Annotated in this window: 12 protein-coding genes and 1 pseudogene; 9 read left to right on the forward strand and 4 right to left on the reverse strand. The window is 72.8% G+C overall.

What is annotated here, in order from left to right; genetic code table 11:
- Nucleotides 1-91: 91 nt before the first annotated feature.
- Both BIV25_RS33215 and paaK read right to left on the reverse strand, forming a co-directional pair.
- Entirely contained in the window at nt 92-430 is a 339-nt protein-coding gene (locus tag BIV25_RS33215; RefSeq protein ID WP_071376203.1) for a helix-turn-helix transcriptional regulator, read from the reverse strand.
- 88 nt (nt 431-518) lie between these two features.
- The gene (gene paaK, locus BIV25_RS33220) at nt 519-1,823 is read right to left on the reverse strand and encodes a phenylacetate--CoA ligase PaaK (RefSeq protein WP_071376204.1); all 1,305 of its coding nucleotides are present in this window, start codon (nt 1,821-1,823) and stop codon (nt 519-521) included.
- Nucleotides 1,824-2,002: 179 nt separating this feature from the next.
- Here paaK and BIV25_RS33225 point away from each other — a divergent pair, with 179 nt between their 5' ends.
- Both BIV25_RS33225 and BIV25_RS33230 read left to right on the forward strand, forming a co-directional pair.
- Complete coding sequence (locus tag BIV25_RS33225; protein WP_177235500.1) at nt 2,003-2,869, forward strand: alpha/beta fold hydrolase; 867 nt, start codon at nt 2,003-2,005, stop codon at nt 2,867-2,869.
- Nucleotides 2,870-2,907: 38 nt separating this feature from the next.
- Nucleotides 2,908-3,660 (forward strand): annotated as a pseudogene (locus BIV25_RS33230) (alpha/beta fold hydrolase); the annotation flags it as partial.
- Here BIV25_RS33230 and BIV25_RS33235 read toward each other — a convergent pair.
- Entirely contained in the window at nt 3,557-5,302 is a 1,746-nt protein-coding gene (locus BIV25_RS33235; RefSeq protein ID WP_177235501.1) for a sulfatase, read from the reverse strand. The pseudogene BIV25_RS33230 and the gene BIV25_RS33235 sit on opposite strands and share 104 nt — an antisense overlap.
- Nucleotides 5,303-5,423: 121 nt before the next feature.
- On the reverse strand, nt 5,424-7,040 hold the full coding sequence (locus tag BIV25_RS33240) for an acyl-CoA synthetase (protein WP_071376208.1): 1,617 nt from the start codon (nt 7,038-7,040) through the stop codon (nt 5,424-5,426).
- Between the two features lie 157 nt (nt 7,041-7,197).
- Here BIV25_RS33240 and BIV25_RS33245 point away from each other — a divergent pair, with 157 nt between their 5' ends.
- The 7 genes from BIV25_RS33245 to BIV25_RS33275 all read left to right on the forward strand — a co-directional run bounded on the left by BIV25_RS33245 (nt 7,198) and on the right by BIV25_RS33275 (nt 13,157).
- Nucleotides 7,198-7,998 (forward strand): crotonase/enoyl-CoA hydratase family protein, encoded by an 801-nt coding sequence (locus BIV25_RS33245; protein ID WP_071376209.1) that lies wholly within the window; start codon nt 7,198-7,200, stop codon nt 7,996-7,998.
- A 14-nt stretch (nt 7,999-8,012) separates the two neighbouring features.
- Nucleotides 8,013-8,963, forward strand: a complete 951-nt coding sequence (locus tag BIV25_RS33250) for a Zn-ribbon domain-containing OB-fold protein (RefSeq protein WP_071376210.1) — start codon at nt 8,013-8,015, stop codon at nt 8,961-8,963.
- The gene (locus BIV25_RS33255; RefSeq protein WP_071376211.1) at nt 8,960-10,030 is read left to right on the forward strand and encodes a thiolase domain-containing protein; all 1,071 of its coding nucleotides are present in this window, start codon (nt 8,960-8,962) and stop codon (nt 10,028-10,030) included. The genes BIV25_RS33250 and BIV25_RS33255 overlap by 4 nt, the downstream gene beginning before the upstream one ends.
- Nucleotides 10,027-11,193 carry a thiolase domain-containing protein gene (locus BIV25_RS33260; RefSeq protein ID WP_071376212.1) on the forward strand — a complete coding sequence of 389 codons (1,167 nt, stop codon included), beginning with the start codon at nt 10,027-10,029 and terminating at the stop codon, nt 11,191-11,193. Before BIV25_RS33255 ends, BIV25_RS33260 begins: the two co-directional genes overlap by 4 nt.
- Before the next feature lie 104 nt (nt 11,194-11,297).
- Nucleotides 11,298-11,540 carry a DUF397 domain-containing protein gene (locus tag BIV25_RS33265; protein WP_071376213.1) on the forward strand — a complete coding sequence of 81 codons (243 nt, stop codon included), beginning with the start codon at nt 11,298-11,300 and terminating at the stop codon, nt 11,538-11,540.
- Nucleotides 11,541-11,662: 122 nt separating this feature from the next.
- Nucleotides 11,663-12,565: a universal stress protein gene (locus BIV25_RS33270; protein WP_071376214.1), complete on the forward strand. Its 903-nt coding sequence runs from the start codon at nt 11,663-11,665 to the stop codon at nt 12,563-12,565.
- A gap of 94 nt (nt 12,566-12,659) precedes the next feature.
- Nucleotides 12,660-13,157, forward strand: a complete 498-nt coding sequence (locus BIV25_RS33275; protein ID WP_071376215.1) for a hypothetical protein — start codon at nt 12,660-12,662, stop codon at nt 13,155-13,157.
- Nucleotides 13,158-13,160 lie beyond the last annotated feature (3 nt).

Raw genomic sequence — 13,160 nt, forward strand, 5'->3', positions numbered from 1 at the left:
CGTCGGCCGATGTGATCTATTAATCGAAATATCGCAGATTCTCGATATGAAGCGCAAGGGAGTGCGCCCGAGGCATGGCGGGCGTCCGTGACTACAGGGCTCGGCCCAGCTCGCTGACCAGGTCGGCGATGCGCCGCTCGTCCCGCTTGTAATGGGTCCACTTGCCCACCCGGGTGGCGCGGACCAGGCCCGCGCGCTGGAGCTCGGCCAGGTAGGCCGACACCGTCGACTGGGCCAGTCCGGCCTTCTCCTGGATGTGGCTCACGCACACGCCCACCTCGGCCGGGTCGGCGATGGCCCGGTCCATCGGAAAGTGCCGCTCGGGCTCGCGCAGCCAGCGCAGCATCTGCAGCCGCATCGGGTTGGACAGTGCCCGCAGCGCGTTGACCAGGTCCGGGTCCGGGATGGGGGCGGTGTCCGTGTCCGTCATGGCTCCGGAGTATAGGGCGACGCCGACGTTTCGGGGTACGTCGATACGAGCGTCCCCCGGTGGAAGCCGAAGCCGAAGCTGATGCCGGTCACCCCGCGTTCCGCGACCGCAGGTCCACGATCCGGCGGATCTTGCCCACCGACCGCTCCAGCGACTCCGGATCCACGATCTCCACGTCGACCGACACCCCGATGCCGTCCTTCACGGCCAGGGCGATGGACCGGGCCGCCGTCTCCCGGGTCTGCGCCGGTGCGTCCGGGCGGGCCTCGGCGCGGACGGTCAGCCGGTCCAGGCGGCCCTCCCGGGTCAGCCGGAGCTGGAAGTGGGGCGCCACCCCCGGCGTGCGCAGCACGATCTCCTCGATCTGGGTCGGGAACAGGTTCACCCCGCGCAGGATCACCATGTCGTCACTGCGCCCGGTGACCTTCTCCATCCGCCGGAACACCCGCGCCGTGCCGGGCAGCAGCCGGGTCAGGTCCCGGGTCCGGTACCGGACGATCGGCATGGCCTCCTTCGTCAGCGAGGTGAACACCAGCTCGCCGCGCTCCCCGTCCGGCAGGACCTCGCCCGTGATCGGGTCGACCACCTCCGGATAGAAGTGGTCCTCCCACACGGTCAGCCCGTCCTTGGTCGCCACGCACTCCTGCGCCACACCGGGGCCGATCACCTCCGACAGCCCGTAGATGTCGACGGCGTCGATCGCGAAGCGTTCCTCGATCTCGCGCCGCATCTGCTCGGTCCAGGGCTCGGCCCCGAAGACGCCGACGCGCAGCGAGGTGGTGCGCGGGTCCACGCCCTGCCGCTCGAACTCGTCCAGCAGTGTCAGCATGTAGGAGGGGGTCACCATGATCACGGCCGGTTTCAGGTCCCGGATGAGCTGTACCTGCCGGGCCGTCATCCCGCCGGAGGCCGGCACGACCGTACAGCCGAGGCGCTCCGCGCCGTAGTGGGCGCCCAGGCCGCCGGTGAAGAGCCCGTAGCCGTACGCCACGTGCACGATGTCGCCGGGCCGCGCGCCGGCGGCGCGGAGCGAGCGCGCCACCATGTCGGCCCACATGGAGAGGTCGTCGTCCGTGTAGCCGACCACCGTGGGCAGGCCCGTGGTGCCGCTGGAGGCGTGCAGCCGGCGGATCCGCTCCCGGGGAACGGCGAACATGCCGTACGGGTAGTTCTCCCTGAGGTCCGCCTTGGTCGTGAACGGGAAGCGGGCGAGGTCCGCGAGCGAGCGGCAGTCCTCGGGGCGCACGCCGGCCTTGTCGAAGGAGTCCCGGTAGAACGGCACGTGGTCGTAGGCGTGCCGCAGGGTGGAGCGCAGCCGCTCCAGTTGCAGGGCCCGCAGCTCGTCGGGCCCGAGCCGTTCGCCCGCGTCGAGCAGATCCGTCGTGTCCGTCATCGGGACGTCTCCCTTGCCGACCGTACATTCCGGGCGACCGATCGTTCGGTCGACCTGTTCGGGGCCAGTAATTCAGGTCATGCGCCGTGAGGCAAGAGGGGGGCGCGGATTTTGCGGGCCACGCGTCCCCCGTGCAAAGACGTTGCGCCCCGCCGCGGCGGACCTGGATGATCACCCCCATGCCGACCTTCCCCGCGACCGATGGCACCCGGCTCGCCTACCACCTGCGGGGCGCGGGCGAGCCCCTCGTCGTCCTGCCCGGCGGCCCCATGCGCGCCTCCGCCTACCTCGGTGACCTCGGCGGGCTGACCGCACACCGCCGGCTCGCCCTCCTGGACCTGCGCGGCACCGGGGACTCGGCCGCCCCGGCGGACCCGGCGACGTACCGCTGCGACCGCATGGTCGAGGACGTGGAGGCATGGCGGGCCCACCTGGGCCTGGAACGCATGGATCTGCTCGCGCACTCGGCGGGCGCCGCCCTGGCGATGCTCTACGCGGCCCGCCACCCGCACCGGGTCGGACGGCTGCTGCTGATCACCCCCAACCCGTCCGCGCTCGGCCTGCAGACGACGCCCGACGACCGGCTGGCCGTGGCCGGACTGCGCGCGGCCGAGCCGTGGTTCGCTCAGGCGTTCCCCGCGTTCCGGGCCTGGCTGGCGGGCGAGGCGGACTTCGACGACGTGTTCCTGCCGTTCTTCTACGGCCGTTGGGACGACGCGGCCCGGTCGCACGCGGACGCCGAGCTGGAGCAGACCAACGACGAGGCGTGCGAGCGGTACTCCGGCGACGGTGCCTTCACCCCCGACGCGACCCGGGCCGCCCTCACCCACCTGACCGCACCGGTCCTCGTGCTCGCCGGAGAACTCGACGGCGGCCCCCGTCCCGACCTCGCCCGACGGGCCGCCGAGGCCTTCCCGAAGGCCGAGTTCAGCGTCCAGCCCGGCGCCGGTCACTTCCCCTGGCTGGACGATCCGGAGTGGTTCACGGGCAGGCTGCTCGCCTTCCTCGACGGGCCCGCGGGCTCCGCTCTGCCCTCGGCAGAGTAGGCGGCCCGGGCCCTGCCCGCCCGGCTAGCGTGCCGGGCATGGACACCGCCGAGCCGTACCCCGCCGAGTTGTTCACCGTCGAGGCGAACGGCATCACCCTGGCCTGCCGGACCTGGGGCCCGCCCGACGCCCTGACCGATGCGCCGCCCGTCCTGCTGCTGCACTGCCGGGGCGCGGACGGCGCCGACTGGACGCCCGTCGCCGAACACCTCGCGGCCCCGCCGGCTCCGCGCCGCGTGTACGCCCCGGACCTGCGCGGCCACGGACGCAGCGACTGGCCGGGGCAGTACACCTGGGAGGCGATGTCCGACGACGTGCGGGCCCTGCTGGCGGCCCTCGGAGTCGAGCACGCGGACGTGGTGGGTCACTCGCTGGGCGGTCTCGTCGCGTGTCTGCTGGCGCAGCGCCACCCCGCGGTCGTACGGCGCCTGGTGCTGGAGGACGTCTGCGCACCGGTGCCGCTCGACCCGCCCCGGCCGCCCACCCCGCGGCCCGAGGGGGAGCTGCCGTTCGACTGGGCGATGGTGCGGGCCACCGACGACCAGCGCAACGCACCCGATCCCGTGTGGCGGGACCACATGGCCCGGATCACCATGCCCACGCTGGTCGTCGGTGGCGGCCCCACCAGTCTCGTCCCGCAGGAGCAGGTCACACAGCTCGCCGGTCTGATCCCGGACGCCCGGCTCGTCACCCTCGACGCGGGGCATCTGGTCCATGAGACCCGCCCGGAGCAGTTCCTGGCCGTGCTGGAGGAGTTCCTCGACCGCCGGTCCGGGGCCCGTACGCGGTGAGGAAGCGGTCGCGGAAGCCGTCCATCGGCCAGACGGGGGCGTTCGCGGCGGGCTTCAGCCCCTGCGTCCAGCCCCAGCCGGAGATCCGGTCCAGCACCTTCGGATCGCGGGCGACGATCGTGACCGGCACGTCCTTGCGGGGGCTGTTCCCGGTGACCGTCGGCACGGGCTGGTGGTCGCCGAGGAAGACCAGGACGGTGTTCGCGTGGCCGTAGCGACGCAGGAACTGGACGAGGCTGCGCAGGGCGTACGTGATCGAGGTGCGGTAGGCGGTGCGCACGCTCTCCGGGCTTCGCCAGACCTCCTCCTGGGACCGGCCCGCACGCCTGACCGGCCGGAAGACCGAGCCGTCGCCCAGGTCCCGCCAGTCGACCAGGCGCGGGAGAGGTGCCCAGGGGTAGTGGCTGGAGGTGAGGACGATCTCCGCCATCAGCGGGCCGCGGCCGCGCCGGGCGAGCTCCGCGCGTCGGAAGGCCTCCAGGGCGAACTGGTCCGGCACCTGTGACCAGCCGAAGTCCGGGCCGTGGTAGGCGAGATGGCGGCCGTCGTAGACGTGGTCCAGGCCGAAGAACCGGCCCTCGGGCCAGGCCGTCAGTACGCCCGGCACGATGCCGGCCGTGCGCCAGGCGCCGGTCTTGCGGAAGGCGCCGGTGAGGGTGGTGCGGTCGCTGGAGGTGAGGCCGCGGAAGCGCTGCTGGTTGCTGATCCACAGGCCGGACAGGAAGGTCGCGTGGGCGAGCCAGCTGCCGCCGCCGGTCACCGGTGAGCGCAGCCAGCCACTGCGCGCACCGAAACCGGCCGCCGCGAGGCTCGCCGAGCTCTCCTTGAGGACCGCGTCGATCTGCGGCGCCATCGCGGGGTCCTCGATCGCCGAACGGCCGTAGCTCTCGACGAAGGTGAACAGCACGTCCTTGCCGCGTAGGCCCGTGAGCAGTCGGTCCGGCGGGGTGTGGGCGAAGGCGTCGACGGCGGCCTGGCGGCGGAAGAGCCGGGCGTCGGCGAGCGAGGTGCGGACCTGCTGGGCGCGGTCGCCGAGGAGCTCGGCGTCCAGCGCGGCGGCGACGGGCCGGCCGGCGCTGTGCAGGCCGAACAGGACGCAGGTGACCCACGCGGTGGCGAGCACCAGGGTGCCGCGGACCGAGCGGGTGCGGTGCCGGGCCAGCAGGGTGGTCAGCCGCAGCGTGGCGCCCGTCGTCAGGACGAGGACCGCGACCGTGAGCAGCACGGCACCGGCGATGGCGGCCAGCTCGCCGGACCGTCCGGACGTCTCGCGCAGATAATCCGCCGCGTTGCCCAGCAGCCCCCAGTCCAGTACCAGGTCGAAGGGGCGGAACAGCACCGAGTAGAAGCCGATGTCGAGGCACTTGACCAGGGTGACCAGCCCGATCAGCACACCGAGGGCCACCGCCCCGGCCCGCCGGGCCCGGCCGGGCAGCACGAGCAGCAGGGCGGCGAGCAGCACGGCCTCGGCCGGCAGGCGCAGGAACGCGGCGGGGGCGAGCTGGTCGGGCCGGTCCGGCAGGAGGAGCGAGGCCGGCAGCAAGGCGGCGGCGAGGACGGTCGTGCCGACGGTCACCCCCTGCCCGATCCGGGGGTGCCGACGGCACCACGCGAGCCAGGAACGAGGCGTGGGGTGCGACACCCGAGGATCCTTCCGTGCGCGGAACTCCTACGACCGGCCGTCACTGTGAGTCATGGAATGGCGGCGATCGGGCACACAGGGTATTCCTCTGGTGTCGCGGGCGGGCCGGGACACCCCGGTGTCACGGCCGGTCCGCCGCCACCGCCACCTCCCGCGCCCACCGGTAGTCGGCCTTGCCACTCGGGGAGCGCTGGATGGAGTCGGTGATCACCAGCTGGCGGGGGATCTTGTAGCCGGCCAGCCGGGCCCGGCAGTGGGTCTGGATGTCGGACAGGGAGGGGAGCGTCGCCCCTGTGCGCAGCTGCACCACGGCCGCCACATGATTGCCCCACGTGGCGTCCGGCACCCCGGCGACGAGCGCGTCGTACACGTCCGGATGGGCCTTGAGCGCCTGCTCGACCTCCTCGGGGTAGACCTTCTCGCCCCCGGTGTTGATGCACTGCGAGCCCCGGCCGAGCACGGTCACCACGCCGTCCGCGTCGACCGTCGCCATGTCGCCGAGCAGCACCCAGCGCCGGCCGTCCTTCTCGAAGAAGGTCTCCGCCGTCTTGCGTGGGTCGTTGTAGTAGCCGAGCGGTACGTGGCCGCACTGCGCGACCCGGCCGACCTCGCCCGCCGCGACCGGCTCGTGCGTCGCCGGATCCACCACCCGGGTACGGGAGTTGACCCGGATGCGGAAGCCCCGCTCGGGCCCGGAGTCGTCCGTCGCCGTGCCGTTGAAGCCGGACTCGGAGGAGCCGAAGTTGTTCAGCAGCACGGCGTTCGGGACCAGCTCCCGGAACTGCCGGCGCACCGTCTCCGACATGATCGCCCCGGACGAGGAGACGCTGAACAGGGCCGAGCAGTCGGTGCCCTTCAGCGGGCCGCCGAGCACGTCGATCAGCGGCCGGAGCATGGCGTCGCCGACCAGCGACACGCTGGTGACCCTCTCCCGCTCGATCGTCCGCAGGACTTCCTCGGGCACGAACTTGCGGTGCAGGACGACGCGTTGGCCGAAGTTGAAGCCGATGAACGCCGTCAGCGTCGAGGTGCCGTGCATCAGCGGGGGAGTGGGAAAGAACGTGATGCCGGTGCCGCCGGCCGCGACCCGCTCGGCCAGCTCCTCCGGCGTCTTCACCGGCTCCCCGGTGGGCGCCCCGCCGCCCAGCCCCGCGAAGAACAGATCCTCCTGACGCCACATCACGCCCTTGGGCATGCCGGTCGTGCCGCCGGTGTAGATGATGAACTGGTCGTCCCCGGAGCGCGCGGGAAAGCCGCGTCGCGGCGACCCGGCGGCCTCCGCCCGCGCGAACGGCACCGCGCCCGGCACCGTGGACGCCTCCGCCCCCACGCACAGCAGATGCCGCAGCCCCGGCACCCGCGGCAGCGCCCCGGCCACCCGGTCCGCGAACTCCGCGTCGAAGACCAGCGCGACGAGGTCGGCGTCCTGGTAGAGGTACACCAACTCCTCTTCGACATAGCGGTAGTTGACGTTGACCGGAACGACGCGTGCCTTCAGGCAGGCCAGCACCGTCTGCAGGTACTCGACGCCGTTGTAGAGGTGCAGGCCCAGGTGCTCCCCGGGGCGGATCCCGCTGTCGATCAGGTGATGGGCGATGCGGTTGGCGGCCGCGTCCAGCTCCGCGTAGGTCAGCCGCCGCTCCGCACCGGTGCCTGGATGATCGATGTACACGAGCGCCTCGCGGTCCCCGGCAACGTCGACGACCGACTCGAACAGATCAGCAAGATTGTACTCCACCGCTCCTCCTGACCGTCGCTTCGCCGGTCATCAGAGCAAAGGGCGGCGCAACTGTGAAGGGTCCGCGTCAATAAATCTGACTCTCTGTCAGAAAACCCTTGAAGTGCCTCCCTGGCTACTGCAACCTGTTCTCGTTCTCACCGAGGGGAGAAGGCCCATGGGCGGGACGGAACACCTCACCGTGCGGCGCGAGGGCGCCACACTGGTGCTCACACTCAACCGGCCCGACGCCCGGAACGCGCTCTCGCTTCCGATGCTCGTCGGCCTGTACGACGGCTGGACCGAGGCCGACGCGGACGACGGCATCCGCTCGATCGTGCTCACCGGCTCCGGCGGCTCCTTCTGCGCCGGCATGGACCTGAAGGCGCTCGCCGGGAACGGCATGCAGGGCGAGCACTACCGTGACCGGCTCAAGGCCGACCCCGATCTGCACTGGAAGGCGATGCTGCGCCATCACCGCCCGCGCAAACCGGTGATCGCAGCCGTCGAGGGGTACTGCGTGGCGGGCGGCACCGAGATCCTCCAGGGCACCGACATCCGGGTCGCGGGCGCGTCCGCGACGTTCGGCCTCTTCGAGGTCCGGCGCGGACTGTTCCCGATCGGCGGCTCCACCGTCCGGCTCCAGCGCCAGATCCCGCGCACCCACGCCCTGGAGATGCTGCTCACCGGACGGCCGTACACCGCCCAGGAGGCCGCCGGTATCGGCCTGATCGGCCACGTCGTCCCCGACGGCACCGCCCTCGACGCGGCACTGGAGATCGCCGGGCGGATCAACGCCTGCGGCCCGCTCGCCGTCGAGGCCGTCAAGGCGTCGGTGTACGAGACCGCCGAGCTGACGGAGAGCGACGGCCTCGCGGCCGAACTCGCGCGCGGCTGGCCGGTCTTCGACACCGCCGACGCCAAGGAAGGCGCCCGCGCCTTCGCCGAGAAGCGGCCCCCCGTCTACAAGCGCGCCTGACCCGAGGAGCCACCGTGCCCGAAGTCCTCAAAGCCCCCCTCGTCGTCGAGTTCCCCTTCACCCGCTCCCTCGGCCCCGTCCAGAGCGCCTTCCTCACCGGCCTGCGCGAAGGCGTCGTCCTCGGTGTCAAGGCCGCCGACGGACGCGTCCTCGTCCCGCCGGTCGAGTACGATCCCGTCACCGCCGAGGAGATCCGTGACCTGGTCGAGGTAGCCCCCACGGGAACCGTCACCACCTGGGCGTGGAACCACGAACCCCGGCGCGGCCAGCCCCTCGGCACCCCCTTCGCCTGGGTCCTCGTCCGGCTCGACGGCGCCGACACCGCCCTCCTGCACGCCCTCGACGCCCCCGGCCCCGACGCCGTGCGCACCGGCATGCGGGTGCGCGTCCGCTGGGCCGGGGAACGCACCGGTGCCATCACCGACATCGCCTGCTTCGAGCCGTACGACGGAGCAGCCGTACAACCGGCGGGCCACAGCGGAGAGTTCGCCGACCCGGTCACCGGGATCGTCACTCCCGCCCGCCTCGACTACACGTACTCGCCCGGCCGCGCCCAGTCCGACTACATCCACGCCCTGTCCGGCCGGCGGACCGTCGGCGAGCGCTGCCCCTCCTGCCGCAAGGTGTACGTCCCGCCCCGGGGCGCCTGCCCCACCTGCGGCGTGGCGACGGACGAACACGTCGAGGTCGGGCCGCGCGGCACCGTGACCACCTTCTGCATCGTCAACATCAAGGCTGCCCATACGGCGAATCTCGACATCGAGGTCCCCTACGTCTACGCGCACATCGCCCTCGACGGCGCCGACCTCGCCCTGCACGCCCGGATCGGCGGCATCCCCTACGACCAGGTGCGCATGGGCCTGCGCGTCGAACCGGTGTGGACCGAGGACGCCCGCTACCCCGACCACTACCGGCCCGCCGGCGAGCCCGACGCGGACTACGAGACGTACAAGGAGCTGCTGTGACCAGCGAAGAAGTCCGCGCGGGCCGGGACGTCGCCGTCGTCGCCTTCGCCCAGACCGACCACCGGCGCTCCACCGAGGAGTCCTCCGAGGTCGAGATGCTCATGCCGGTGCTGCACGAGGTGCTCGCGCAGACGGGCCTGCGGACCGCCGACATCGGCTTCACCTGCTCCGGCTCCAGCGACTACCTCGCCGGCCGCGCCTTCTCCTTCACCATGGCCCTGGACGGCGTCGGCGCCTGGCCGCCCGTCTCCGAGTCGCACGTCGAGATGGACGGCGCCTGGGCCCTGTACGAGGCCTGGACCAAACTGCTCACCGGCGACGCCGACACCGCGCTCGTGTACTCCTACGGCAAGTCCTCACCAGGCTCCGTGCGCGACGTACTGACCCGGCAGCTGGACCCGTACTACGTCGCCCCCCTGTGGCCCGACTCGGTGGCCCTGGCCGCCCTCCAGACACAGGCCCTCCTGGACGCCGGCCACACCGACGAGCCCGCACTCGCGGCCGTCGGCGCCCGCAGCCGGGCCGACGCGGCCGCCAACCCGCACGCCCAGCTCACCGGCCGGATACCCCAAGGCGACTACGTCGTACGGCCGTTGCGCACCGGCGACTGCCCGCCCGTCGGCGACGGCGCCGCCGCCGTGATCCTCGCGGCCGGCGACCGGGCCCGCGGACTGTGCGCGCGGCCCGCCTGGATCCGGGGCATCGACCACCGCATCGAGGCCCACGGGCTGGGCGTGCGCGACCTCACCGACTCGCCGTCCGCGCGGCTCGCCGCCGAGAAGGCGGGCGCCTTCGAACGGCCCGTCGACACCGCCGAGTTGCACGCGCCGTTCAGCGCCCAGGAAGTGGTCCTGCGCAGGGCACTGCGCCTCGGCGACGACGTGCGCGTCAACCCCTCCGGCGGGGCGCTCGCCGCCAACCCCGTCATGGCCGCGGGACTCGTCCGCATCGGCGAGGCCGCCGCCCGCATCCACCGCGGCGCGTCCGACCGCGCCCTCGCCCACGCCACCTCCGGACCCTGCCTCCAGCAGAACCTGGTCGCCGTACTCGAAGGGGATCCACGATGAGCAAGGAGCCCGTGGCCGTCGTAGGCGTCGGCCAGACCAAGCACGTCGCCGCCCGCCGTGACGTGTCGATCGCGGGACTCGTCCGCGAAGCCGCGCAACGCGCCCTGCAGGACGCCGAGTTGACCTGGGCCGACATCGACGCCGTCGTCATCGGCAAGGCACCCGACTTCTTCGAGGGCCTGATGATGCCCGAGCTGTACCTCGCCGACGCGCTGGGCGCCGTGGGCAAGCCGATGCTGCGCGTGCACACGGCCGGTTCGGTCGGCGGGTCGACGGCACTGGTCGCCGCCAACCTGGTCGCCGCCCGCGTCCACGGCACCGTGCTCACCCTCGCCTTCGAAAAACAGTCCGAGTCGAACGCCATGTGGGGCCTGTCCCTGCCGATCCCCTTCCAGCAGCCCCTGCTCGCCGGGGCGGGCGGCTTCTTCGCCCCGCATGTGCGCGCGTACATGCGGCGCAGCGGCGCCCCCGACACCATCGGCGCCCTCGTCGCCTACAAGGACCGGCGCAACGCCCTGAAGAACCCCTACGCCCACCTCCACGAGCACGGCATCACACTGGAGAAGGTGCTGGCCGCCCCCATGCTGTGGGACCCCATCCGCTACTCCGAGACCTGCCCCTCCTCCGACGGCGCCTGCGCCATGGTCCTCACCGACCGCGCCGGAGCCGCCCGCGCCCCCCGCCCGCCCGCCTGGCTGCACGGCGGCGCCATGCGCAGCGAACCCACCCTGTTCGCTGGGAAGGACTTCGTCTCCCCGCGGGCCGGCCGGGACTGCGCCGCCGACGTCTACCGGCAGGCCGGCATCGCCGACCCGCGCCGCGACATCGACGCCGTCGAGATGTACGTGCCGTTCTCCTGGTACGAACCCATGTGGCTGGAGAACCTCGGCTTCGCCGAGGAGGGCGGGGGCTGGAAGCTCACCGAGTCCGGGGTCACCGAACTCGACGGCGACCTGCCCGTCAACATGTCGGGCGGCGTCCTCTCCACCAACCCCATCGGCGCCTCCGGCATGCTCCGCTTCGCCGAAGCCGCGCTCCAGGTGCGCGGCCTGGCCGCAGAACACCAGGTGGACGGCGCCCGCAAGGTCCTCGGACACGCCTACGGCGGCGGATCGCAGTTCTTCTCCATGTGGCTGGTGGGATCCGAGCCGCCCGGCGCCTGACCGGCCGGCCGACGAGGGGCCGAAGTCCTTCCCAGGTGGCCTGTCGGCAGTCGGGACCGGTCGCTAGGCTGAGCCGCGGACGACGAACCGGGAGGAGCACGGACGTGGCCGAGACCACCATCCAGCAGCAGCCGCTCGCGGGCTGGGACAAGCCGAACCTGGACCTCAGCAGCGCCGAATGGCAGTCCAGCAGCCGGGGTCTGGGCGATGTCCAGATCGCGTTTGTCGAGGGCTTCATCGCGATGCGCAACAGCGGACGCCCGGAGAGCCCCTCCCTGATCTTCACGCCAGCCGAATGGGGCGCCTTCGTCTCCGGTGCGCGCGAGGGGGAGTTCGACCTGACCTGAGCCGCGCCCAGCGGCATTCCGGGCGGGATTTCCGGACACGCGACCAGCAGTGCCCCGCCGGGGCCGACCCTGCGTCAGGCTGGCCCCAGCAAGGGGAAGGTCGTGTTCCGGAGGTGAGAACGATGAGTACTGCGCCGGTCATCGCCGCGGTCGACGGTTCGGACGACAGCCTGCGCGCGCTGGACTGGGCCGTCGACGCCGCCCGGCGCCGCGCGGCACCGCTGCGGGTGGTGCACGTACGGCAGTACGCCGCCTGGGGCCAGGCCGACGTACTGGTCGCCGGCCCGCCCGACGCGGAGGGCGACCCGGTCCTCGACGACGTCCGCGCCCGGCTCGCGGACGGCGCCGGGGAACCCGCCGTGGAGTACGTCGCCCTCGAAGGCGTGCCGGGCGCCGTACTGCCCGAACTCGGCACCGACGCCCAGCTGTTGGTCCTCGGCTCCCGGGGTCGCGGCGGCTTCGCCAGCCTGCTGCTCGGCTCCAACGGCCTCGCCGCCGCACGGGACTCCGAGTGCCCGGTGGTCGTCGTGCCCCGCCCCGGCCGGGAGGTCCACGGCCAGGGTCCGGCCGAACCAGGGCCACGCGTGGTCGTGGGCCTGCACGTCGACAGTCCCGACGACCGCACGCTCGCGTTCGCCTTCGCCGAGGCCGCCCTGCGCGCGGCCCGCGTGCAGGTGATCGCCGCCTACCCGTGGCCGGTGCAGACGTGGACCGCGCCCGGACAGCTGGTGCCGCCCGCGATCGACCAGGTCGCCGTCGAGAGCGAGACCCGCACGCTCGCCGAGGGCTTCCTCGCCCCGCACCACGGGCGGCACCCCGAGGTCCGCGTCGCCACCGAGGCGCTGCCGGGCGACGCGGCCGGCCACCTCGTGGCCGCCTCCCGGGACGCCGACCTGGTGGTGGTCGGCCGCCACCGCCGTCGCCTGCTCGCGCCCGCGCGCATGATGGGCTCGGTCACCCAGGCCGTCCTGCTCCACGCGGCCAGCCCGATCGCCGTGGTACCGCCCGGGCCGCCGGAGGAGTGAGGGGACGCCGCGCCGCCGGGACCGGCAGCGGCCGTCCCGAGGGGCACCCGGTGCCCAGGTCACCCCCTGCGGCCCGGACACGTACCATGGCCGCATGTCGTTCCTCCGCCGCCGCAGCGCCACTCCTGCCGGACCCGACTTCGACGTGCTGGCCATGGACCCGGGCGACTGGCCGGGCAACCTCGGCGCGGGCCTGCTGCCCGCCCCCGACGGCACCTGCCAGGGTGTCTTCCTGCGCTACGACCTCTTCGGCGGCCGCGGCCCCGCGATGATCATCGGCAACCTCCCCGAGGGCTCCCCGGCCCGCGAGGTCGCCGAGGACGAGATCCCCTTCGAGGTGGGCCAGCTGCTGCTCGCGCTGGACAACGACGAGGACGTCACCGTCGTCGGCACCGAGGACACCCCCGTCCTCCAGGGCGACAACCTCCTCATCGTGCGGCGGCTGAAGCTCTCCGAGGGCCGGATCTCCTGCGTCCAGTTCGACCGCAGCGACGGCGTGCTCGTGACCATCGCCGCCTGGGACCGCCCCATCACCGACGACCTGTACGCCCTGCTGAAGCCGCTCCCGGCGGAGCTTTTCCAGCAGGGCTGAGGG

Origin of the sequence: Streptomyces sp. MUSC 14, assembly GCF_001866675.1 — a bacterium.
Classification (GTDB): domain Bacteria; phylum Actinomycetota; class Actinomycetes; order Streptomycetales; family Streptomycetaceae; genus Streptomyces.

Bases quoted from the DNA above. Each gene is read 5' to 3' on its own strand.
- paaK (WP_071376204.1), bottom strand. From the start codon at position 1,823: ATGACGGACACGACGGATCTGCTCGACGCGGGCGAACGGCTCGGGCCC.
- BIV25_RS33225 (WP_177235500.1), top strand. From the start codon at position 2,003: ATGCCGACCTTCCCCGCGACCGATGGCACCCGGCTCGCCTACCACCTG.
- BIV25_RS33275 (WP_071376215.1), top strand. From the start codon at position 12,660: ATGTCGTTCCTCCGCCGCCGCAGCGCCACTCCTGCCGGACCCGACTTC.
- BIV25_RS33270 (WP_071376214.1), top strand. From the start codon at position 11,663: ATGAGTACTGCGCCGGTCATCGCCGCGGTCGACGGTTCGGACGACAGC.
- BIV25_RS33245 (WP_071376209.1), top strand. From the start codon at position 7,198: ATGGGCGGGACGGAACACCTCACCGTGCGGCGCGAGGGCGCCACACTG.
- BIV25_RS33215 (WP_071376203.1), bottom strand. From the start codon at position 430: ATGACGGACACGGACACCGCCCCCATCCCGGACCCGGACCTGGTCAAC.
- BIV25_RS33260 (WP_071376212.1), top strand. From the start codon at position 10,027: ATGAGCAAGGAGCCCGTGGCCGTCGTAGGCGTCGGCCAGACCAAGCAC.